Raw genomic sequence first — 21,401 nt, forward strand, 5'->3', positions numbered from 1 at the left:
GGCTGAACTTGCCGTGCTGCGCGCATCGCCGACCGCACTCGCGCCGGCAACACACCCGAGAACAAGGAAACGCCGCCATGACCTGGACTGTCGATGAACAACTCGCGCTGAGCGCCACACAAGCGGTCGCTGCGATCCAGTCCGGCCATCTCACCGCCACCGACTACGTGGGCACCCTGCTCGCCCGCGCCGCCGCACTGTCGAGCCTGAATGCGCTCACCACGCTGGACCTCGCCGGCGCGCTCGCCGCCGCCGCGCGCATCGACGCGCTGCCAGCCGCGGCGAAAGCGCAAATGCCGCTTGCCGGCCTGCCGATCGTCGTAAAGGACAACATCAACACGGCAGGTTTGCAAACCTCGGCGGGCACGCCCGCTCTGGAAGGCTTCATCCCGTCGACCAACGCGCCTTCCGTGCAACGGCTCATCGATGCGGGGGCGATCGTGCTCGGCAAAGCAAACATGCACGAACTGGCGTTCGGCATCACGAGCACGAATTTCGCCACGCATGCCGGGCCGGTGCGCAACCCCTACGATCCCTCGCTGATTCCCGGCGGCTCGTCCGGCGGCACGGCGGCGGCGATCGCCGCGCGCATCGTGCCCGCGGGCCTGGGCACCGATACCGGCGGCTCGACGCGCATTCCCGCGGCGTTGACCGGCGTCGCGGGGTTCCGGCCGTCGGTCGGCAACGGCGGCGCCGAGCGGCGCTATCACGATCCTGACGCCGTGGTGCCGATCAGTCACACGCGCGACACCGTGGGGCCGATGGCGCGCACCGTCGCCGACCTCGCGCTGCTCGACGGCGTGATCACGTCGGCCGGCGCGCTACCGGTGCTCGCGCTCAACGGCCTGCGCGTCGGCCTGCCGGCGCCGCTGTGGGAAGGCCTGGAGCGCCAGGTGGATGACGTCGCGCGCGCCGCGCTGATTCGGCTCGAAGCCGCCGGCGTCGTGTTCGTGCCGGTGCCGATGAGCGAACTGGAAGAGCTCAATGCGATGGTCGGCGGCCCCGTTGCAATTCACGAAGCGCGCGACGACGTGCTGGCCTGGCTCGTCGCCAACCATGCGCCGGTCAGCACGGTGGCCGAACTGGCCGCGCGCATTGCGAGCCCCGATGTGCGCGCGATCTACGACAGCGTGCTCGCCGACGTGCTCGGTGCGCATTACGCGGCGGCGCTCAACCACTGGCGACCGCGCTTGCAGCAATACATGGCCGCGACGTTCGCCGCCGAGCGCCTCGACGCGCTGCTGTTTCCCACCACGCGCCTGACGGCGGTGCCGATCGATGACGTAAGCGGTTCGTCCACGGTTTCGATCGACGGTGCGCCACCGATCGATACGATGCAAGCGTTCGTGCGCAATACCGATCCCGCCAGCACATCCGGCATTCCCGGGCTGTCGCTGCCCGCGGGCATGAGCGCGAGCGGGTTGCCGGTGGGCCTGGAACTGGATGGGCCGCTCGGCTCCGACCGGCGGTTGCTGGCGATCGGCGTCGCGTTCGAACAGTGCCTGGGCGGGGTCCCCGCGCCGATGCTTTGACGCCGCCTGTTGCGCCCGAGCTGCCGTACCGCCTCACGCCGACAACAACTCCCTTTGACCACGCAAGCCAAAAAGTGCCGATGAGGACACCTACATCTACCCGCGCCCACGCGCAAAAGCACCCGCACAACCAGCCGCCAGACCACTCACACACGCAGCGAACTTTCATTGGCCGCGCCTTCAGTCTGGCGGTCATGTCAGTTGTCCTATGCAGTGCCGCAGCATGCGCGGACCTCGCCAAGATCGATTCGAACGCGCTGTGGAAGATCGTCGACCTACGCTGCGTGCCGTCGCAGCAGGCCACCGGCACGCCGGGCCAATGTGCCAAGGTGGATCTCGACAAACGTTACGTCGTCCTTAAGGATATTTTCGGCCGCTCGCAGTATCTGCTGATTCCGACCGACCGCATCACCGGCATTGAAAGTCCGCTCGTGCTCGCGCCGCATGCGCAGAATTACTGGGTCGACGCTTGGGACTCGCGGCATTACGTCGAGACGGCCGTCCACCGCGCGTTGCCCGACGATCAGCTCGGACTCGAAATCAACTCCGCGTATCGCCGCTCGCAAAACCAGTTGCATATCCATATCGACTGCCTGCGCCCGGACGTCAGCGCCGTACTCGCGAGTCATGCGAAGGACACGCCCGATCAATGGCGCTGGCAGACGATCGACGGCGATCGCTACCGGATCATGCGCGTGAGCTCGCTGGCCGGTGCCGGCAATCCTTTTCACGTGGTCGCGCGCGACAATCGCGGTGCCGCGGCGATGGCAACGCAGACCATCCTCGTGACGGGCGCGGGACGGGACGCGGACGCAGACGGCTGGCTGATAGTGAACAGCGGCACCGAAGTCGGCGCCGGCACCGGCTCGGCCGAAGCGCTGATGGACCACGCGTGCCGCGTGGCGGACGCCAATTGAGCCGGAGCGGCGCTCGCGTCGCGAGCTGGATGGCCTGTTCGGCGGGTGCCGGCTACCCAGGCTTGCGCGGACGTACCGGTTTCCAAATCTCGCCGCCTCCCGCGACGCTGGGCATTTGATCGCAAGTGCCGGTTCTCCCACACACCCCAACGGCGCGATTTGTCATCCTTATGGCTCGGGTGTCGTAGGGGAGTTCGCCATGCCAGTTTATCTCGATGAGGGGTTCCGGCCTTGTGTAACGGAACGCGCAACGGTCGCCTTCCGCGTGTGCCGCGACGATCGCGCGCAGATTTTCGAAGTCAGCGCGGACGCGTTGATCGCATTTTGCGGTGCTGCCAGCACGCGCAAGCGCGATTTGCTCGTCGCCTTCGAAGACGCGCAACAGGAGATTCTCTCCGTCGCCTCGCAAAAATGGACCGTGAGACCAAGCGAGCCGGTGCCGCTCGGGCTCGACGAGTTCCGTAGGGTCAGACATTAGCTATGTCAGAATCGCGCCATGACCTGGATCGCCGCCCTGCCGATGTACAACGTCACGCCCGCGCTCGACCTCGAATGGCGCGAATGGCTCGACGACGTGCTGCGCCGTGTCAAGCCGGGATGCCGCATCGTCGAACCGGACGAGGAGTTGCACGGCTTCTGGCGGCGCCCCAACCTGCTGCTTTCGCAAACGTGCGGCTACCCGCTGATGCGCGGTCTGCACGAGCAGGTCCAACTGATCGCGACACCGCGCTTCGACGCGCCGGGCTGTGAGGGCGCGCATTATTCGAGCGTGCTGGTGACGCGCGCGGACGCCCCGTTCGATACCCTCGCGGCCTTGCGCGGCGCGCGTGCCGCCTACAATCAGGAAGACTCGAATAGCGGCCTGAACGCATTCCGTCACGCGGTCGCGCCACACGCGCGCGCCGGCATGTTCTTCAGCAAAGTGCTGCATACCGGCTCGCATCTCGGCTCGATGCGAGCGGTAGTGGAGAATCGCGCCGATGTCGCCGCGGTCGATTGCGTGACCTTCGCTTTCATCGGCGACGTGATGCCGGAACTGGCTCGCCGGGTTCGCGCGATCGGCCGGACGGCGGCCTCGCCGGGTCTGCCGCTGATCGCCTCGGGCACCGTGCCGCCGGCTACGATCCGTGCGCTGCGCGAGGCACTGAACGAAACGCTCGAAATCCGCCCCGAGCGCGCAAAACGCCTGCGTTTGCAGGGCTTTTCCGTGCTGCCGCTCGCGGACTACGCGCGCATCGAGCAGCTCGAAAACGAGGCGCGCGCGGCCGGCTACGCGCGCCTGGGTTGAGCCGCGCAACCCGCCAATCTACTGCACGTCCAGCACCAGCAACTGTGCGCCGTCGGCCACCTGGTCGCCGACCGCGTACAGCACTTCCGACACAGTGCCGGCCGCCGGCGCTCCGATCGTATGCTCCATCTTCATCGCTTCCATCACGAGCAGCGGCGTGCCCTTCTCGACCACGGCGCCGGGCTCGACCAGCACCGCGATCACCTTGCCCGGCATCGGCGCGGTCAAACGGCCTTCGGCGCCTTCCGCGTCGGCCGCATGCGCGAGCAGGTTCTGCCACTCGAACGCGAGCGCTGCACCGAGGCAGAACACATGAAACGTGTCACCGTCGACGAACACGCGGCCTGTGACGCGCGCGTCGCCGAGCGTCGCGCGGAACTCGTGCGCGCCCGTGCCCTGCGACCACGAGAACGCTTCGCGCACGCCATCGTGTTCGAGCGATTGCGCGGCCCCGTCGCGCGCGAACGACACCATGAATGCGTGTTCGTTGCCGCCGCTCGTGTCACTCCCGGCGCCGCCCCGGTAGTCGCTGCTGTCGCCGACAGCGCGCCAGCCCAGCGTCTGCGTGTAGCCGCCGTTCAGACGCCAGTGCGACAGCGCGTCCCATGGCGACGCGCCGTGCGCCGTGCCGCCCTCGCGCGTGAGCAACGCGGCGCACGCGAGCGCGAGCGCTTCCTTGAAGGGCTTTTTGTGCGGCGCGAACAGCGCGTCGTGATGCCGCTCGATCAAACCGGTATCGAGATCGCCGCTGGCAAAGGGCGCGCTCGCGACGATGCGTTGCAGGAACTCGACGTTGGTATGCGGTCCGACCACCTCGCACGCATGCAGCGCACGGCTTAAGCGCGCGAGCGCTTCTTCGCGGGTGGCGCCGTGCACGATCAGCTTGGCGATCATCGGGTCGTAGAACGGCGTGATGGTGTCGCCTTCGCGCACACCGCTGTCGATGCGCACCGGCGCCTTGCGGCCCGGCTCACCGAGACCGGCGGCATCGATGGCGAACTCAACGCCTTCGGGCATACGCAGATGCTTGAGCGTACCCGTCGAGGGCAGGAAGCCGCGCGCCGGATGCTCCGCATAGATGCGCGCCTCGATTGCGTGACCGTCGAGCTTTAACTGCTGCTGGGTGAGCGGCAGCGGTTCATCGGCGGCGACGCGCAATTGCCACGCCACGAGGTCCTGGCCGGTCACCATCTCCGTGACCGGATGCTCGACCTGCAAGCGCGTGTTCATCTCCATGAAGTAGAACTCGCCGCTTCCGGTCATGATGAACTCGACCGTGCCGGCGCCGACGTAGTTCACCGCGCGCGCGGCGGCCACCGCCGCTTCGCCCATTGCGCGCTTGATCTCGGCACTCAGCCCCGGCGCCGGGGCTTCTTCGAGCACCTTCTGGTGACGCCGCTGCACCGAGCAATCGCGGTCGAACAAATACACTGCGCCACCGTGACGGTCCGCGAATACCTGAACTTCCACGTGACGCGGCCGCGTCAGATACTTTTCGATCAGCACGCGGTCGTTGCCGAAGCTGCTCGCCGCCTCGCGCTTGCACGAGGCGAGCGCGGCCGCGAAGTCCTCGCTGCGTTCAACCACCCGCATGCCCTTGCCGCCGCCACCCGCGCTGGCCTTGAGCAGCACCGGGTAGCCAATTGCATCGGCCTCGCGATGCAGCAGGTGCGGGTCCTGGTCGTCGCCGTGATAGCCGGGCACGAGCGGCACCGCGGCGGCCTGCATCAGCGCTTTCGCAGCGGCCTTCGAGCCCATCGCGGCGATCGCCGGGACCGGCGGTCCGATAAACACAATGCCGGCCGCCTCGCACGCCTTCGCGAATTCTTCGTTCTCCGACAGGAAGCCGTAGCCCGGATGCACCGCCTGCGCGCCGGTGGCGCGCGCGGCTTCGATGATGCGCCCAACCCGCAGATAACTTTCCGCCGCCGTCGAGCCGCCGATGTGCACTGCCTCGTCGCACGCGGCCACGTGTTTGGCGTTGGCGTCCGCGTCGGAATAGACGGCCACGCTCGCGATGCCGAGCCGCTTGCAGGTCGCCGCAACGCGGCATGCAATTTCACCACGGTTGGCAATGAGGATCTTGTTGAACATGAGTGTCTCGGTGAGGTGTGCTGTTCGGCGTGGTTATTCTGATCGAGGCGCTGCGCGCCGCGCAAATGAACGCGGCACGCGCGTCAGTTGCGCCAGGCCGGCGTGCGTTTTTCGAGGAACGACGCCACGCCTTCGCGCCCTTCGGCGCCCGCGCGCGTGCGCGCGATGCGCGCCGCCGTGTCTTCGATCAGTGCATCGGTCAGCTCGCGGCCAGCGATGTCCTGCACAAGCTGCTTGCACGCGCGCACCGCTTGCGGGCCGTTCGCGCAGAGCGTTTGAGCAAGTTGTTCGACCGTGGCGTCAAGCTGCTGCGCCTCGACCGCTTCGCTGACGAAGCCCAGGCGCAGCGCAGTCGCGCAATCGAATGCTTCGGCGGTGGTGAAATAGCGGCGCGACGCCTGCTCGCCCAATGCGCGGATCACGTACGGCGCGATGGTCGCCGGAATCAGTCCGAGCCGCGCCTCGGACAGGCAAAAGCGCGCGCTCTGCACGGCCACCACGATGTCGCACGCCGCGAGCAAGCCCATGCCCCCCGCGTATGCGTCACCGTTCACGCGCGCGATCACCGGCTTGTTGCAGCGATACACCGACGACAGCATGTTCGCCAGCAACATCGCGTCGGCGCGGTTCTCGTCGTCCGAGTAACCCGCCATTTTTTTCATCCAGTTCAGATCGGCGCCCGCGCAGAACGCCTTGCCGTTCGCGGCGAGCACCACCGCGCGCACGTCGTCGCGCGCATTGAGCGCCGTGAACGCCGAAGTCACTTCCGCGATCATCGTTTCGTTGAACGCATTGCGCACGTCGGGCCGATTCAGCGTGACCGTGGCCACCTGACCGGCGATTTCCAGATTCAGTGTTTGGTATTGCATAAGTCGCAGCTCCCGCGCCTCGTCGCGCATCGTCACATTCTGAACACGCCGAAACGCGTGTCTTCAAGCGGCGCGTTCATGCTCGCCGAGAGGCCCAGACCGAGCACGTCGCGCGTTTGCGCCGGGTCGATCACGCCGTCGTCCCACAAACGCGCGCTCGCGTAGTACGGGTGGCCCTGATGTTCGTACTGGTCGCGGATCGGCTGCTTGAACGCCTCTTCTTCTTCGGCGCTCCACGAGCCGCCCTTGCCTTCGATGCCGTCGCGCTTGACCGTGGCCAGCACCGAGGCCGCCTGCTCGCCGCCCATCACCGAAATGCGCGCGTTGGGCCACATCCACAAAAAACGCGGCGAATACGCGCGGCCGCACATGCCATAGTTGCCCGCGCCGAACGAGCCGCCGATGATCACCGTAAACTTGGGCACTCTGGCAGTGGCCACCGCCGTCACCATCTTCGCTCCGTTGCGGGCGATACCTTCGTTCTCGTACTTGCGGCCCACCATGAAGCCGGTGATGTTCTGCAGGAACACGAGCGGGATCTTGCGCTGGCAGCACAGCTCGATGAAGTGTGCGCCTTTGAGCGCCGACTCCGAAAACAGAATGCCATTGTTCGCGATGATGCCCACCGGATGCCCCCAAATGTGCGCGAAGCCGGTGACGAGCGTCGTGCCATAGCGCGCCTTGAATTCGTCGAAAGCGGAATCGTCGACGATGCGCGCGATCACCTCGCGGATATCGAACGGCTTGCGGGTGTCGGCGGGAATCACGCCGTACATGCTGCGCACGTCATAGCGCGGCGGCTTGGGCTCCTGCAATGCGAGCGGCGTGTCCTTCCTTCTATTCAGATTGCCGACGATGCTGCGTGCGATCGCCAGCGCATGCGCGTCGTTTTGCGCGAGATGATCGACCACGCCGGACAGACGCGTATGCACGTCGCCGCCGCCGAGGTCTTCCGCGCTGACCACTTCGCCGGTCGCGGCTTTCACGAGCGGCGGACCGCCTAGAAAAATGGTCCCTTGATTCTTCACGATGATCGACTCGTCGCTCATCGCCGGCACATAGGCGCCGCCCGCCGTACACGAGCCCATCACGACGGCGATCTGCGCAATGCCTGCCGCCGACAGATTCGCCTGGTTGTAGAAGATGCGGCCGAAGTGATCGCGATCGGGGAACACGTCGTCCTGATTCGGCAGATTCGCGCCGCCCGAGTCGACCAGATACACGCACGGCAAACGATTCTCCGCGGCGATCTCCTGGGCCCGCACGTGCTTTTTCACGGTGACCGGATAGTAAGTGCCGCCCTTGACCGTCGCGTCGTTGCACACGATCACGCACTCATGCCCGGCGATCCGGCCGATGCCGGTGATCACGCCCGCGCCCGGCGCGTCGTTGTGATACATGTTGTATGCGGCGAGTTGCGAGAACTCGAGAAACGGCGTGCCTGGATCGAGCAGTTTCTCGATACGCTCGCGCGGCAACAGTTTGCCCCGGCCGGTATGTTTGTCGCGCGCCGCCTGGCCGCCGCCCAGCGCGAGCTTCTGGACTTTCGCGCGCAGATCGGCGACCAGCGCTTCGAGCGCTGCCGCGTTGGCGCGAAAGTCGTCCGAGCGCGGGTTCAGCTTTGATTCAATTATCGGCATTCGTGCTTCCTCCTGTCGATGCCAGTTAGCGCTTTAGCGCTTACTGGCATCCCATGCTTCGCGGTCGATGCGAGTTGGCGCTTTAGCGCTTACTCCGATCCCATGCAACGCGGTCGATGCGAGTTAGCGCTTTAGCGCTTACTGGCATCCCATGCAACCTTCTGCCGCTTCTTCCAGACGCCGGCGCCCGACGCGCCCGACGCGGCCGCCCCCGGTCACCTCAAAGCGTTTCGGCAAACAACTCCCGACCGATCAGCATGCGACGAATTTCGCTCGTGCCCGCACCGATTTCATAAAGCTTCGCGTCGCGCCACAACCGCCCGACCGGATACTCGTTGATATAACCATTGCCACCGAGAATCTGAATCGCTTCGCCGGCCATCCACGTAGCCTTTTCCGCGGTATAAAGGATCACGCCCGCGCAATCCTTGCGCACCTGTCGCACGTGATCGTTGCCGAGCGTATCGAGTTGACGGCCCACCGCGTACAGATACGCGCGGCATGCCTGCAGCGTGGTGTACAGATCCGCCACCTTGCCCTGAATGAGCTGAAACTCGCCGATCGACTGCCCGAACTGCTTGCGGTCGTGGATATACGGCACGACCGCGTCCATCACCGCGACCATGATGCCGGTTGGTCCGCCCGCGAGCACTGCGCGTTCGTAGTCGAGGCCGCTCATCAGCACTTTCACGCCACCGTTCAATTGGCCGAGAATGTTCTCTTCCGGCACTTCGACGTTTTCGAACACCAGCTCACCCGTATGCGAGCCACGCATGCCGAGCTTGTCGAGCTTTTGCGCAACCGAAAAACCCTTCATGCCCTTCTCGACGATAAACGCCGTAATGCCGCGCGAATTCGCTTCAGGGTCGGTCTTCGCATAGACGACGAGCGTGTCGCAATCCGGACCGTTGGTGATCCACATCTTCGTGCCATTGAGCACATACCGGTCGCCCTTCTTCTCGGCGCGCAGCTTCATGCTGACGACATCCGAGCCCGCGTTCGGCTCGCTCATGGCGAGTGCGCCGACATGTTCGCCGGACACCAGCTTCGGCAGATATCGATGCTTTTGCGCGTCGGTGCCGTTGCGATGAATCTGGTTCACGCACAGGTTCGAATGCGCGCCGTACGACAACCCGACCGACGCGGACGCGCGCGAGATTTCTTCCATCGCGATCATATGCGCGGTGTAGCCCATGTTCGCGCCGCCGTATTCCTCGGAGACCGTCATGCCGAGCACGCCGAGGTCGCCGAACTTGCGCCACAGGTCCATCGGGAATTGGTCGGTACGGTCGATTTCCGCGGCACGCGGGGCAATTTCCTTGGCGGCGAATCCCCCGATGCTGTCACGCAGCATTTCGATTTCTTCGCCGAGCGGGAACTGCAAACCGGGCAGATTGCGCATTGCTGTGTCTCCAGAGTTCGTTGACGGCCGGTCGGCTTCGTGGGCCTCGGCAGGTCCGCGCGGGTGGTGGCGTCGTCCCGGTGGCGGTTTATACCGCCGCCGCGCTCCACCACGCGCGAGAAGTTTCAACGCGCATTTCACGCCAGATTGACGTATGCGTCAATAGGTATTTTTGAGTGTTACTCAGAAAGCGTTCAAAACTCCTCCCGACGCAGCTTTGCGGTTAAAATCGCGGTGATCAGCGCTATCTGGCCGATTGGGCTTGCTTGACGCGCTCCAGCCGCGCCACAAAACTGAACTCTACTCATATGACGGTTGCCGTGAAGGCCGAGTTACCCGCGTCGCGCCGCCAGCCAGCCGGGCGCAAATCGCAGCAACGCGTGAAGGAAATTCTTCAGGCGGGGCGCGACGTTTTCTCCGAGAAAGGCTACGAGCGCGCGACCACCGCCGAAATCGCGCAGCGCCTGGGCATTTCGGAGGCGACCGTATTCAGCTATTTCCGCGGCAAGCGCGAGCTATGCGCGCGCGTGATCGGCGACTGGTACGACGAGATCATCGGCGCAATCGAGGCGGGCTTGCCGCGCGACGGCAGCGTGCGCCAGCAGTTCGCCTTCATCGTGCGTACACACTTGCGTCTGATGCTGGTGAACGGCACCGATCTCTGCGCGCTGGTATTGTCCGAGGGACGCGCGCGTCATCACGAATTGAGCGAGGCGTTGACCGAGTTGCAGCGCAGCTATACCGCGCCGTTGATGCGCGTGTTGGCGCAAGGCCAGCAGAGCGGACAGATTCGCACCGACATGCCGCTGCGTCTATTGCGCTCGATGGTGTTCGGGCCGATGGAGCATGTGCTGTGGGACGCCACGCTGACGAAGCGGCGCATCGACATCGACGCCACCGCCGATCAGTTGATCGACGTGCTGTGGACCGCGCTCACGCCGCCGGACCTGGCGGTGAACGCGCTGCAGCGGTTCAGGGTGGAAGTGGCCGAGGCCAACCGGCGTTTCGAAGAAGCTGCGCGTCGCGCGCCGGGTGCGACGCGCGACGCGTAGCGAGCCATGTTGCACGCTGAGCCGCCAGCACGATTTCCAGCCTCTGTCGCGCGGCCGAAAAAAAGCTAATCTACCAGTTCCCCTGGCTCCTGCCAGAAAGCGAATCCACGGCAATGAAATGCGCCGGGTTGATATTGCGTCTCACCGTTACGTGCCTGGTTGTGTTAGTAGGAGTTGCCATCGTCCAGGATCGTTTTATCTACTTCCCTGAGAAGGCTGCAACCGAGGACCTCGTCTCCAGCGGACTTCGCGCCTGGCCGACACCGGAGACGTTTCGAGGCCTCGTGGCCGAGCCCGCCGGATCGGTGCGCGCCACCGTCATCGTCTTTCATGGCAATGCGGGGCATGCCGGACACCGTTCGTTCTACGCCGCAGCGCTCACGCGACTCGGGCTGCGCGTGATCCTCGCCGAATATCCAGGCTACGGACCGCGCGACGGCGTGCCGGGCGAAGACAGTCTGGTCGCTGATGCCCAACAGACCATCGCGCTCGCGCATCGGCTCTATGGCGCGCCGCTGCTCGTGATCGGCGAATCGCTCGGGGCCGCAGTGGCGGCCGCGGCCGGCTCGCGTGAACGCGATCAGACCGCCGGCTTGCTGCTTATCACGCCATGGGATCGGCTCGAGCATGTCGCCGCTTATCACTATCCGTGGTTGCCCGTGAAGTGGCTGCTGCGTGACAGATACGACAGCGCGGCTCACCTGGCGTCGTTCGGCCGCCCTGTGCTCGTCGTGGTTGCGGAGCGCGACAGCATCGTCCCGCCGCGCTTCGGCGAAGCGCTCTACAACTCGCTCGCCGAACCGAGACAACTGCTCGTGGTGAAGGCGGCAGAACATAACGACTGGATGGGCCGCGTCGACGAAACCTGGTGGCGGAAGGCGATCGGCTTCCTGCTCGCGCCTTCGCATTGAACTATGGATCGCGCTGCGTCAGTGTTCCCTCGGGCTAGATCTCCACGCGCGCGCCGACTTCGATCACACGGTTGGCCGGCAGCTTGAAGAAGGCAGCGACATTACCGACGTTATGCAGCATCACCGCGAAAAGCCGTTCGCGCCATAGCGCCATCTGGTGTCCAGGCTTCGGCACGAGTGCTGCGCGGCTCAGGAACCACGACGTCTCTAACGGCTCGAACGCGAGCCCTGCCGGCTTGCACATTGCAAGCGTCCGCGGCAGATCGACTTCATCCTTGAACCCGTAGCTCATCGTCAACTGGTAACAGCCGGGGCATAGCGGATGAATCATCACACGCTCGCTGTCGGGCACCCACGGCACCTCCTTCGTGACCACGGTCAGGAATACCACGCGTTCATGCAACACCCGGTTGTGGAGCAGGTTATTGACGAGCGCATGTGGCACAGCATCCGGGTGCGGCGTCAAAAAGATCGCAGTACCGCCCACACGCACCGGCGAGCGCTCGAGCAACGATGTCAGGTAAGGTTTGAGCGGCGTCTTGCCGGCGCGCACGCGTGCTTCGGCGGCCATCATTTCCCAGCCGCGGCCCCACGTCGCCATAATAGTGAACACCACCGCGCCGATCGCGAGCGGGAACCAGCCGCCCTCGACAATCTTCAGGAGGTTCGCGGAGAAGAACATCGCGTCGATAATGAAAAAGAACACCGTCGCGAATACGCAGAGCAGCCAGTTGTAATGCCATGCGTACCTGACCACGAAGAAAGTCAGAAACGTCGTAATCAGCATCGTGCCAGTGACGGCGATGCCGTATGCGGAGCCGAGCGCTGTCGACGAGCGAAAGCCGAGCACCGCGGCGATCACGGCGGCGAGCAGTGTCCAGTTGATGCCGGGCACGTAGATCTGGCCGATTTCCTGCTCCGACGTGTGGACGACGTTCATCCGCGGCAAAAAGGAGAGCTGCATTGCCTGCTTGGTCATCGAGTAAGTGCCGGAGATCACGGCCTGCGAGGCGATGACGGTCGAGACCGTTGCGAGCACGATCATCGGGAACACGGCCCATTGCGGGAAAAGCCGATAGAACGGGTTTGACAGCGCGCCTGGATTGACGAGCAGAAGCGCCCCTTGACCGAAGTAATTGAGCACGAGCGAAGGCAACACGACGGCGAACCATGTGACGCGAATCGGCCGCTTGCCGAAATGGCCCATGTCCGCGTAGAGCGCTTCGGCGCCTGTCAGCGACAACACCACGGCGCCGAGCGCGATGAACGCAAGCGAGCGGTGATGCATGCAAAAGCCGAGCCCTTGCAACGGATTGAGCGCGACCAGAATGACCGGCGCCCTGGCAATATTAACGAGCCCCACCAGGCCGATCACGACGAACCAGACCACCATGACCGGCCCGAAGACCGCGCCGATGCCGCTCGTGCCGCGCTTCTGCATGACGAAGAGCGCGATGAGCGCCGCCAGCGTCACCGGAATCACGTAGGTTTTCAGCGCCGGCGCCGCAACCTCCAGGCCTTCGACGGCGCTTAGCACCGAGATCGCCGGCGTGATCACGCTATCGCCGAAAAAGAGCGCGGCGCCCATCACGCCGACGACGAGCAGCGTACGGTGCAGCCGCGGCCGCGTCGCGACCGACGAAGCGGCGAGTGCGAGCAGCGCCATGATGCCGCCCTCGCCGTGGTTGCTCGCGCGCAGGATCAGCACCACGTACTTGAGCGAGACAATCACCATCAGCGACCAGAAGATCAACGAGACGATGCCGACGATATTGAATGCGTTAAGCGGCAGCCCATTGTCCGGAGCAAACACAGTCGACAGTGTGTACAGCGGACTGGTGCCGATGTCGCCATAGACGATGCCGAGCGCGGCAAGCGAGAGTGCCGGGAGGGCCGGCCGGTGCCGATCGGGCTCACCAAGCCGGTGGGCACCGGGCGTGGGGGATACGGAATGTCCCATGTCTCGCTCCTGGTTCTGTGGCGCGTCAGCGCAACGGCCGCGTGGGCCGCCGTGCCGCTGCGCGCCGTCGTTCATTGCTGTGTCAGGGCGCGATCAGGTGCCGCCTGAGTTGCCCGTCGATCGCGGCTTTGGGCGTTACGGTTAGAGGAAGTATAGGAACTGCCCGCCAAAACGCCGCGCGCGCGGTCTGCTGGCGCTCATCGCTCGAGGCAAATCGGGCCGCATTCAATCATTCGACGGATACCAGTTCGACGCGAGCCGGATTGGCGGCCGCCTGGAGCGCACCGAGACAGCGGATGATGAGCCGTCTGATGCCGCCGATGCAACAGCATCCCAACACGCGGGCAAGGCTAATGCGCCATCTGCAGATCCGCTATCGTCGCCGCCAGAAAACGCGCCGCCTCACCGCCCGTGACGACCCGATGGTCGAATGTCAAACTCAGCGGCAAGATCCGATGCACGGCGGGAACGCCCGCTGCCGCCACGACCTGCTCGTGAATGCGGCCGGCGCCGAGAATCGCGACAGTGGGCGGCACAACAATAGGCGCCGCATATTTACCGGCGATCATGCCGAAGTTCGATAGCGTGATGGTATTGCCGCGCAGTTTTTCCGGTGGAATCCGGCGTGCGCGGATGTCGGCTCGCATCCGGTCGAGCCCGCCGCGCAGATCCGCTGCATCGCGATGCGCGACGTCGCGCAACACCGGCACGAACAGGCCATCCGGCAGATCGACGGCAATACCGAGATCGATCTTCTCCAACACGTGGCGCCGCCCCGTGTGTCCTTCGAACCATGCATTGAGCCCCGGTTCGGCGCGGCATCCGGCCACCAGCGCACGGATCAGCCGGATCGTGACATCAGTATGCGGCGGCCATGCATCAATGTCGGCGTCGTCGATGACGGTCGCCGCCGCCACTTCGCTCTGCGCGCGCGCCATGTTCTGCGCCATCGCGCGCCGCACGCCACGCAGCACTTCGGGCGGACCGAGCTCGGCAAGGACCTTCGCGACGCGCTGCACGTCAGCCGCCGTGACGACACCGTCCGGCCCCGATGGCGTCACCATCGCCAGATCGATATCCAGCTTGCGCGCGAGCGCTCGCGCCGCGGGGATCGCCTTGATCACGCCGACACCCGCACCGATGCCGCCGCCAGGCGCCGGCGGCGCTTCCGGCACCACATGCTGGCCGACTTCCACGTGGCCGACCACGGTGCCGGCATCGGCTTCGTCCCCCTCTCCTTCGAATGCGGCGAGCGGCGCGCCCAGATGCACGACGTCGCCCGGCTGGCCGAACAGCTTCGCGATACGGCCGGATTGAGGCGATGGAATCTCGACGATCGCTTTCGCCGTTTCGACCGACAACAACGGTTGATCCGCGCGAACCTCCTCGCCGCTGCGCACGTGCCACTCGACGATCTCCGCTTCCTGCAGGCCTTCTCCGAGATCGGGCAGTTTGAATACTTTCATGGCTTCAGGAGGCCTCCAGAGTCTGCCTGGCCGCGGCGACGATACGCTCCGTGCCCGGCATATATTGATTCTCGAGTCTGTACAGCGGCACCACCACGTCATATCCGGTGACGCGCTGCACCGGCGCGAGCAGCGAATACAGTCCGCGCTCCGCGATATTGGCGGCAATTTCCGCGCCGAGCCCTCCGGCGCGCGAGCCTTCGTGCACGATCACACAGCGTCCGGTTTTCGCCACCGACGCGAGAATGGTGTTCATGTCGAGCGGTTTGAGCGTCGCCACGTCGATCACCTCGGCCATCACCCCTTCCTGCGCAAGCAGATCGGCTTGCGGCCTGCACGTCCTGCAATGCTCCGCCCCAACTCACGATCGTGAGGTCCGAGCCAACCCGCAACGTCAAGCAACTGTCGAGCGGCAGCGCTTCGCCGTTATCTTCCACTAGTTGCCTGAAGAGCCGGTAGAGCCGCGTCGGCTCGAAGAAGATCACGGGGTCCGGGTCGCGAATCGACGCGAGCAGCAAACCATACGCGCGCGCAGGAGACGACGGTGTCACCACACGCAGTCCGGGTATGTGGGCGAACAATGCTTCAGGGCTTTCGGAATGATGCTCCGGCGCGTGAATCCCTGCGCCGCAGGGCGCACGGATCACGAGCGGGCACGTCAGCCGTCCGCGGGTTCGATGCCGCAGCCGCGACGCGTGATTCAGAACATGATCGATGGCCGGATAGATGAATCCGCTGAACTGGATTTCCGCGACCGGCTTTAGGCCCATCGCCGCCATGCCGATCGCAGTGCCGGCGATCCCGGTTTCCGCCAAAGGCGTATCGATCACCCGCTGCGCACCGAATCGCGCCTGCAGCCCGATCGTCGCGCGGAACACGCCGCCGTTCACGCCGATATCCTCGCCGAGCAGCACGACGGCCGGATCGTGCGCCAGTTCATAGGCGAGCGCCTGATTCAGCGCTTCGACCATGTTCAGATCAGCCATGGCGGTTCCCGCCAGGCGGCGCAAATCGCTGCGCCATCGCCAGTTGCTCACGCATCGCCAGCGGCAAGCTTTCGTACAGATGATCGAACATGGCGGAGGTGTCCGGCGGCGGTATCGCCAGATATGCGTCGACGGCCTGCTCGACCTCTGCAAGACACGCGCGGCCCAGCTGCTCGTCCTGTGCCTTGTCCCAGAGGTTCGCGCGCATCAGGTAAGTTCGCAAGCGCAGCAACGGTTCGTACGCCCATTGCTTGCTGATGAGCTCGGCGTCGCGATAGCGTGTCGCGTCGTCGGCTGTCGTGTGATCGCCGAGGCGATAGCTGAGTGCTTCGATCAGCGTCGGGCCATCGCCGCGGCGAGCCTTGGCGAGCGCCGCGTGGACCACCTGGTGCACCGCGATGACATCGTTGCCGTCGACCTGCAGCCCGTCGATTCCCGCAGCGATTGCTTTTTGCGCGAGCGTTTGAGCAGCGCTCTGGCGGTTGCGTGGCACGGAGATCGCCCACTGGTTGTTATTGACGACGAGGACAAGCGGAGCCCGCCAGACACCGGCCATGTTCATGGCTTCGTAGAAATCGCCTTTGGACGTGCCGCCGTCGCCGACTATCGCCACCGCGACGCGCGGTTCATGCCGCAACTGGAACGCGTACGCCGCGCCGGCGGCATGACATACCTGCGTGCCGATCGGCACGCAGTTCGGGAAATCGTGGCGGGGCCCGCTGAAATCGCTGCCGCGTTCGTCGCCGCCCCAATACAGCAGACTTTCCGTCATCGTGACGCCGCGCAGCAATTGCGCGGCGTGATCGCGATACGAAGGAAACAGCACGTCGTCAGGCTGCATTGCGCTGGCCACGCCGACACCGATCGCCTCCTGGCCGACTGACGACGCGAAGGTGCCGAGCTTGCCGGTACGCTGCAGCGCAACCGCCTTCGTGTCGAACGCTCGTGTCAGCACCATCGCGCGGTAGAGCGGAATCAGTGCCGTCGGGTCCCGTGCAAACGCAGGCAACGGCTGAGCAGGCTCACCGTCGGGGCCAAGGTACTGCGTGTAGCCGATATGAAAACTGGCAGCCGTGGTCATGACCGCCCTCCATATTCATTCAGATATCGTATCCGTGCGGGAGTTCACGCGCATGAGCGCTACCGCACGAACACCGCTGCCCCGGGCAGTCATACCGCAGCGCGTGCGACCCCGCTTGTGGACAATATCGGCGTGCACGACAGGCTACTTGGCTCGCCTCGTGATTCAGAGGCGGCAGCTTAGGCGGGCAGAAAAACTGAACCTAATGCACGATTGTCGCGTTGCACCATTGGAGGAGGGGCGCGCGCCATCCATCGAGTTGGCGCCGTGTGGGTATTGCGGCTCCGCGTATGCCTGCCACGACCGATACCGGTACCGATACACGAGAAGCGCCTCGCACAGCCGCTTTTGTTCGCGCGCAACTTATGTCACGATAAAAGCCTCGATTCGATGTCCGTCATGACTCGCACAATGCGCGCACCGACGAACGGCTGCAGTCGCGGACAAGGTACGAAGCGTGGCGATGAACGACTTCAACGTGCCGGACACCACCTCAAGAGCTTCGAAACAGGCGGCTTGGACTTCGGCCCCGCGTCGTCTGTTGGCCCTCCTGTTCATCGCGCTGATCTTTCCACCGGGACGAGCATCCACTGTTGCTGCCGAGGAGCGCGCCATGACTCTCACGCTGACGTCGTCAGTCTTTCAACAGAACGGGGAGATTCCCCGACACCATACCTGCCAGGGCGCCGATGTTTCCCCGCCGCTCGCGTGGTCCGGCGTGCCCTCGAACGCAAAAAGCCTGGCGCTGATCGTCGACGACCCTGATGCGCCGGACCCGGCCGCACCGAAAATGACCTGGGTACATTGGGTGCTTTACAACATCCCGCCGACGACAACCGGCCTATCCGAGGGGGCTGCTGCGGGCCGATTGCCGCCCGGCACGCTGGAAGGCACCAATGACTTCGGACGCGCTGCTTACGGGGGCCCGTGCCCGCCAGTGGGACGCCACCGCTATTTCCATAAGCTGTATGCGCTCGACACCGCGCTGCCCGATCTGAAAAGCCCGAGCAAGGCGACGCTCGAAAAGGCCATGCAGGGGCACGTACTGGCGCACGCCGAACTGATCGGCACCTATCAGAAGCGGTGAGCGAAAGCGTTGTTGCATAACTACGTGTGCAAACAAGCGCGAAGCCGGATTGGGAGAGGGGCAGCGCTCGCGGCCCGACCCCTCCGTTTCCCGACGAACCACGTGTGCCGGTGTCCAACCAGGTATCAATATGATCCCCGTCGCGATCACCATCGGTACCCAGGGTAGCGCGGGGGCGTAAGCTCAACGCCGGGCGCTACCCCACTGGCACCAGTCGCGACGGTAATCCAGCCGTGCAAACAGTTTCCGGCGCGTTTGCTCCCGGTGATAGTGAGCGGCGACGAACGCTGTTGCCGTCACCAGCACGAATGACCCTACGACGATTGCCACTGCTTCACTCATCGGAACCTCCATTGCTGATGTCTCGGGGTTCACTGCAGGTGCTGCCCTCCGTTGATCGCAATGTTGGCGCCGGTCACGAAGCCCGCTTCGCGCGAGCACAGGTACAACACGAGTGCGGCAACTTCGTCCGGCTGCCCTAGCCGGCCGACCGGAATCTGCGGAATGATCTTCGTCTCGCGGATGTCCTCGGGAACCGCCATCACCATCTTCGTCGCGATATAGCCGGGCGAGATCGTATTGACAGTGACGCCCTTTTTCGCGACCTCGAGTGCCAGCGATTTCGTGAATCCATGCATGCCGGCTTTTGCCGCCGCATAGTTGGTCTGGCCGAAGCCACCCTTGGAGCCGATGATCGACGAGATGTTGATGATGCGGCCCCAGCCGCGCTCGACCATGCTCTCGCACACCGGCTTGGTCATGTTGAACACCGAATCGAGGTTGGTCCGGATAACCGCGTCCCAATTGACCTTGTCCAGTTTTTTGAAGCTCGCGTCGCGCGTGATGCCGGCGTTGTTGATCAGGATGTCGACCGGTCCGACTTCAGCTTTGATCCGCGCCATGCATTTATCGCACGAGTCGTAGTCGGCGACGTCGACTGCGTACGCACGGAACTGTCGTCCGTCGGCTTCCATGCGTGCGTGCCACTCGTTCGCACCGGTGTTTCCGGACGAATAGGTGACTACGACCGAATAACCGGCGTCATGCAACTTGATGCTGATCGCCTCGCCCAATCCACCCATCCCACCCGTTACTACCGCAATCTGCTGTGCCATCGAATCGTCCTCACAAATACCGGCGGCGTGCTCGTCCGGAGCCACACCGCCTTCAGTCAAAAACTGCGATGCCTTGAAATGCCGGATTTTTTCCTAAGTAAATAACAGGACTCCTACATACAGATTGAAACCGATAACGCGGGCGTCGCTGCCCGCGTGAGCCTTAGTGCTTCGAGCTCGCGACTACCGAAGCCGACTCGGCGGCACTTCGTTTGACGGCCTTGGACGCTGAGACCGTAACGACTTCGAGATTGGTCTCGGCCATCTCCACGGCCTGCTGACCCGTCTTCTGCAGCGATTCGCACAGCGCGGTGGTGGCGCTGATCGCGGACTTCCATGCGGCGATCGCCGCTTCGGAACCCGCCGGAGCACTCTTGGCCGCTTCTTCGATGAATTCCTGCACGCGTGCGTTATACCGTTCACACTGCGTCTGTGCCAGTTGCGCGACCTCAGCCTGCGTGGTTGACGCGATGTCGAAGAGTTGACGGCCGTATGACAGTGATTTCTCCGCGAAAGGCGCGGTGAAACCAGCTTGCAGCGTGATCCACTGCTGCGGGTCCGTTGTACCAGGCGCCTTTGTCAGGCTCTCCTGCGACTCCGCCAGCGTGGACTTGATGACCTGCAGGTTCAGTGCGAACAGTTTTTCGACGCCTTCAAAGACCTTGCCGGTCAATGCAAACAATGCGTCGAGGCCGACTTTCTGCGTCGCGGCGATTTGCTCGGGACTCGATAGAGCCATTATTGAAATTCCTCACGATTGAGTCCGCCGCGCGAAACCCCGCTCGATCGGATGTAGCACGGCGAATGGCAATGATGGATAGACCGAAGCGCAAGCACGCCTGTCAGGCAGCATACGTCGCGAATACTTCGGAAGGTCGTTACAGCAAGAGGCACTGGACATTGAAGTCCAGCACAAGCTACTTCGTTTATTTTTTTATTTGGCGCGCTCGCCGCGTGATACAGCGGCACACGCGGGAATTCCCTTAACGCCTACGCGCGACGGCCTTGAGAATGGAAGCGCCTTCGCTTGTGACACGAGGACGTGGGTGGCCCGACGCCAACCTTTCGAGCGATATGAGTTGACGCTCCAGCAGTGTGTCGAGTTCGGCGCGACCCAGTTCGATCTGATCTGGCGCGTCCTTAATCAGCATGAGGGTGGCGAATTCATGGGGACTCAGCATATCGTCTCCTCGATTTAGTTTGCGCCGCGCAAGCATTAATTACCCACTCCGCGACGGACTGGCAGCAAATATTTCCTTGCGTATGAAAGTCAAACTGCAGGAAACCTTACAAAGACGTCATCATAACCTCGGCATTATTAATTGCAATATGCAGCGCACTTTTTTGTTTCGTCTGCTTATTCACTGGCGTCAAAAGGCGCCTCGTTGTCGTTGACATACCGGGAGGAATTCGATGGACGCCTTGATGGGCGGGCCCGCGAGACCTGGACGCATTGGTGATCTCGGGTCCAAGGCCAATTAATGCCACAGCGCGGAGGTATAATTATATGTGAATGCCGTGTTTGCAGGTCAACCGGGCGTGCTTTCTGCGTGGGGCGTGTGTGACCGATACTCGAAATATGCTTATTACCACGCGCGCGAGTCGCTTGTTTCTAATTCAATGAGCATTTATTTGTCCGACTGTCGGGAGCCGTTGCGGGGCACGACTGACCTTTGTGGCGACGCGACCATCGATGAAACGCTCTGAAGTCGTCGTTGCCGCGGCGTCCGTATGGATCAAATCGGCATTAGGGAATACCTTAAGCGCCGTCCACAAAAAGGAAGCAACGCGCCCGTTTTTCACGATCGTCGTTTTAATTGGGACCGCACCTTGACCAAGGCTTGCCGCATGGAACGGGGGGCAACCACCGGCAGGACCCGCTCCCGGAAGCGGCCAATGAGGCAATGTCAGCGCGCCGCCCGTGCGTGCTACACCTTGCCGTTCCCTACCGAACTTGCCACCGTCCCCGCACCTGTCAGTGTCGCCGTCGGCGGTTAATCG

The 21,401-nt window shown here is 63.9% G+C and carries 18 protein-coding genes and 1 pseudogene; 7 read left to right on the top strand and 12 right to left on the bottom strand.

The window, feature by feature from the left end:
* Positions 1-77: 77 nt before the first annotated feature.
* The 4 genes from iaaH (at position 78) to ABQJ48_RS19440 (ending at position 3,737) form a co-directional block, all read left to right on the top strand.
* A complete protein-coding gene (gene iaaH, locus ABQJ48_RS19425) occupies positions 78-1,532 on the top strand; it encodes an indoleacetamide hydrolase (protein ID WP_367839635.1) in 1,455 nt (484 codons plus the stop codon).
* A 194-nt stretch (positions 1,533-1,726) separates the two neighbouring features.
* Positions 1,727-2,449 carry a CDP-diacylglycerol diphosphatase gene (locus ABQJ48_RS19430; RefSeq protein WP_367839636.1) on the top strand — a complete coding sequence of 241 codons (723 nt, stop codon included), beginning with the start codon at positions 1,727-1,729 and terminating at the stop codon, positions 2,447-2,449.
* Between the two features lie 199 nt (positions 2,450-2,648).
* Complete coding sequence (locus ABQJ48_RS19435) at positions 2,649-2,927, top strand: DUF1488 family protein (RefSeq protein WP_367839637.1); 279 nt, start codon at positions 2,649-2,651, stop codon at positions 2,925-2,927.
* An 18-nt stretch (positions 2,928-2,945) separates the two neighbouring features.
* The gene (locus ABQJ48_RS19440; protein WP_367839638.1) at positions 2,946-3,737 is read left to right on the top strand and encodes a phosphate/phosphite/phosphonate ABC transporter substrate-binding protein; all 792 of its coding nucleotides are present in this window, start codon (positions 2,946-2,948) and stop codon (positions 3,735-3,737) included.
* Positions 3,738-3,755: 18 nt separating this feature from the next.
* On the opposite strand, the gene ABQJ48_RS19445 is transcribed toward ABQJ48_RS19440, so the two are convergent.
* The 4 genes from ABQJ48_RS19445 to ABQJ48_RS19460 all read right to left on the bottom strand — a co-directional run bounded on the left by ABQJ48_RS19445 (position 3,756) and on the right by ABQJ48_RS19460 (position 9,742).
* The gene (locus tag ABQJ48_RS19445; protein WP_367839639.1) at positions 3,756-5,831 is read right to left on the bottom strand and encodes an acetyl/propionyl/methylcrotonyl-CoA carboxylase subunit alpha; all 2,076 of its coding nucleotides are present in this window, start codon (positions 5,829-5,831) and stop codon (positions 3,756-3,758) included.
* Between the two features lie 83 nt (positions 5,832-5,914).
* On the bottom strand, positions 5,915-6,700 hold the full coding sequence (locus tag ABQJ48_RS19450; protein ID WP_367839640.1) for an enoyl-CoA hydratase/isomerase family protein: 786 nt from the start codon (positions 6,698-6,700) through the stop codon (positions 5,915-5,917).
* A gap of 32 nt (positions 6,701-6,732) precedes the next feature.
* The gene (locus ABQJ48_RS19455; protein WP_367839641.1) at positions 6,733-8,340 is read right to left on the bottom strand and encodes a carboxyl transferase domain-containing protein; all 1,608 of its coding nucleotides are present in this window, start codon (positions 8,338-8,340) and stop codon (positions 6,733-6,735) included.
* Positions 8,341-8,560: 220 nt separating this feature from the next.
* The gene (locus ABQJ48_RS19460) at positions 8,561-9,742 is read right to left on the bottom strand and encodes an isovaleryl-CoA dehydrogenase (protein WP_367839642.1); all 1,182 of its coding nucleotides are present in this window, start codon (positions 9,740-9,742) and stop codon (positions 8,561-8,563) included.
* A gap of 308 nt (positions 9,743-10,050) precedes the next feature.
* Here ABQJ48_RS19460 and ABQJ48_RS19465 point away from each other — a divergent pair, with 308 nt between their 5' ends.
* Together ABQJ48_RS19465 and ABQJ48_RS19470 are read left to right on the top strand one after the other, a co-directional pair.
* Complete coding sequence (locus ABQJ48_RS19465; RefSeq protein WP_367839643.1) at positions 10,051-10,794, top strand: TetR/AcrR family transcriptional regulator; 744 nt, start codon at positions 10,051-10,053, stop codon at positions 10,792-10,794.
* Between the two features lie 113 nt (positions 10,795-10,907).
* On the top strand, positions 10,908-11,705 hold the full coding sequence (locus ABQJ48_RS19470) for an alpha/beta hydrolase (protein WP_367839644.1): 798 nt from the start codon (positions 10,908-10,910) through the stop codon (positions 11,703-11,705).
* A gap of 34 nt (positions 11,706-11,739) precedes the next feature.
* On the opposite strand, the gene ABQJ48_RS19475 is transcribed toward ABQJ48_RS19470, so the two are convergent.
* From ABQJ48_RS19475 to pdhA, 4 genes and pseudogenes are all read right to left on the bottom strand, one after another.
* Positions 11,740-13,665: a potassium transporter Kup gene (locus ABQJ48_RS19475; protein WP_367839645.1), complete on the bottom strand. Its 1,926-nt coding sequence runs from the start codon at positions 13,663-13,665 to the stop codon at positions 11,740-11,742.
* 350 nt (positions 13,666-14,015) lie between these two features.
* Positions 14,016-15,131 (bottom strand): dihydrolipoamide acetyltransferase family protein, encoded by a 1,116-nt coding sequence (locus ABQJ48_RS19480; protein WP_367839646.1) that lies wholly within the window; start codon positions 15,129-15,131, stop codon positions 14,016-14,018.
* A 4-nt stretch (positions 15,132-15,135) separates the two neighbouring features.
* A pseudogene (locus tag ABQJ48_RS19485) lies at positions 15,136-16,117 on the bottom strand (alpha-ketoacid dehydrogenase subunit beta).
* Entirely contained in the window at positions 16,110-17,198 is a 1,089-nt protein-coding gene (pdhA, locus tag ABQJ48_RS19490; RefSeq protein ID WP_367839647.1) for a pyruvate dehydrogenase (acetyl-transferring) E1 component subunit alpha, read from the bottom strand. Before pdhA ends, ABQJ48_RS19485 begins: the two are co-directional and overlap by 8 nt.
* Before the next feature lie 613 nt (positions 17,199-17,811).
* Between pdhA and ABQJ48_RS19495 the strand changes: the two genes are divergently transcribed.
* Complete coding sequence (locus ABQJ48_RS19495; RefSeq protein ID WP_367839767.1) at positions 17,812-18,285, top strand: YbhB/YbcL family Raf kinase inhibitor-like protein; 474 nt, start codon at positions 17,812-17,814, stop codon at positions 18,283-18,285.
* A 183-nt stretch (positions 18,286-18,468) separates the two neighbouring features.
* Here ABQJ48_RS19495 and ABQJ48_RS19500 read toward each other — a convergent pair whose 3' ends face one another.
* The 4 genes from ABQJ48_RS19500 to ABQJ48_RS19515 form a co-directional block, all read right to left on the bottom strand.
* Positions 18,469-18,627 (bottom strand): hypothetical protein, encoded by a 159-nt coding sequence (locus ABQJ48_RS19500; RefSeq protein ID WP_367839648.1) that lies wholly within the window; start codon positions 18,625-18,627, stop codon positions 18,469-18,471.
* Positions 18,628-18,656: 29 nt separating this feature from the next.
* Positions 18,657-19,400: an acetoacetyl-CoA reductase gene (gene phbB, locus ABQJ48_RS19505; protein ID WP_367839649.1), complete on the bottom strand. Its 744-nt coding sequence runs from the start codon at positions 19,398-19,400 to the stop codon at positions 18,657-18,659.
* Positions 19,401-19,563: 163 nt separating this feature from the next.
* Positions 19,564-20,139: a phasin family protein gene (locus tag ABQJ48_RS19510; protein WP_367839650.1), complete on the bottom strand. Its 576-nt coding sequence runs from the start codon at positions 20,137-20,139 to the stop codon at positions 19,564-19,566.
* 244 nt (positions 20,140-20,383) lie between these two features.
* Positions 20,384-20,581, bottom strand: a complete 198-nt coding sequence (locus ABQJ48_RS19515) for a hypothetical protein (protein WP_367839651.1) — start codon at positions 20,579-20,581, stop codon at positions 20,384-20,386.
* Positions 20,582-21,401 lie beyond the last annotated feature (820 nt).

Source organism: Paraburkholderia suaedae (genome assembly GCF_040812055.1).
Classification (GTDB): domain Bacteria; phylum Pseudomonadota; class Gammaproteobacteria; order Burkholderiales; family Burkholderiaceae; genus Paraburkholderia.

Excerpts from the sequence above, each read along its gene's own strand:
- ABQJ48_RS19500 (WP_367839648.1), bottom strand. The coding sequence starts at position 18,627 with ATGAGTGAAGCAGTGGCAATCGTCGTAGGGTCATTCGTGCTGGTGACG.
- ABQJ48_RS19460 (WP_367839642.1), bottom strand. The coding sequence starts at position 9,742 with ATGCGCAATCTGCCCGGTTTGCAGTTCCCGCTCGGCGAAGAAATCGAA.
- phbB (WP_367839649.1), bottom strand. The coding sequence starts at position 19,400 with ATGGCACAGCAGATTGCGGTAGTAACGGGTGGGATGGGTGGATTGGGC.
- ABQJ48_RS19450 (WP_367839640.1), bottom strand. The coding sequence starts at position 6,700 with ATGCAATACCAAACACTGAATCTGGAAATCGCCGGTCAGGTGGCCACG.
- ABQJ48_RS19475 (WP_367839645.1), bottom strand. The coding sequence starts at position 13,665 with ATGGGACATTCCGTATCCCCCACGCCCGGTGCCCACCGGCTTGGTGAG.
- ABQJ48_RS19515 (WP_367839651.1), bottom strand. The coding sequence starts at position 20,581 with ATGCTGAGTCCCCATGAATTCGCCACCCTCATGCTGATTAAGGACGCG.
- ABQJ48_RS19480 (WP_367839646.1), bottom strand. The coding sequence starts at position 15,131 with ATGAAAGTATTCAAACTGCCCGATCTCGGAGAAGGCCTGCAGGAAGCG.
- ABQJ48_RS19470 (WP_367839644.1), top strand. The coding sequence starts at position 10,908 with ATGAAATGCGCCGGGTTGATATTGCGTCTCACCGTTACGTGCCTGGTT.
- ABQJ48_RS19495 (WP_367839767.1), top strand. The coding sequence starts at position 17,812 with ATGACTCTCACGCTGACGTCGTCAGTCTTTCAACAGAACGGGGAGATT.
- iaaH (WP_367839635.1), top strand. The coding sequence starts at position 78 with ATGACCTGGACTGTCGATGAACAACTCGCGCTGAGCGCCACACAAGCG.
- ABQJ48_RS19440 (WP_367839638.1), top strand. The coding sequence starts at position 2,946 with ATGACCTGGATCGCCGCCCTGCCGATGTACAACGTCACGCCCGCGCTC.
- pdhA (WP_367839647.1), bottom strand. The coding sequence starts at position 17,198 with ATGACCACGGCTGCCAGTTTTCATATCGGCTACACGCAGTACCTTGGC.
- ABQJ48_RS19465 (WP_367839643.1), top strand. The coding sequence starts at position 10,051 with ATGACGGTTGCCGTGAAGGCCGAGTTACCCGCGTCGCGCCGCCAGCCA.
- ABQJ48_RS19510 (WP_367839650.1), bottom strand. The coding sequence starts at position 20,139 with ATGGCTCTATCGAGTCCCGAGCAAATCGCCGCGACGCAGAAAGTCGGC.
- ABQJ48_RS19430 (WP_367839636.1), top strand. The coding sequence starts at position 1,727 with ATGTCAGTTGTCCTATGCAGTGCCGCAGCATGCGCGGACCTCGCCAAG.
- ABQJ48_RS19435 (WP_367839637.1), top strand. The coding sequence starts at position 2,649 with ATGCCAGTTTATCTCGATGAGGGGTTCCGGCCTTGTGTAACGGAACGC.
- ABQJ48_RS19455 (WP_367839641.1), bottom strand. The coding sequence starts at position 8,340 with ATGCCGATAATTGAATCAAAGCTGAACCCGCGCTCGGACGACTTTCGC.
- ABQJ48_RS19445 (WP_367839639.1), bottom strand. The coding sequence starts at position 5,831 with ATGTTCAACAAGATCCTCATTGCCAACCGTGGTGAAATTGCATGCCGC.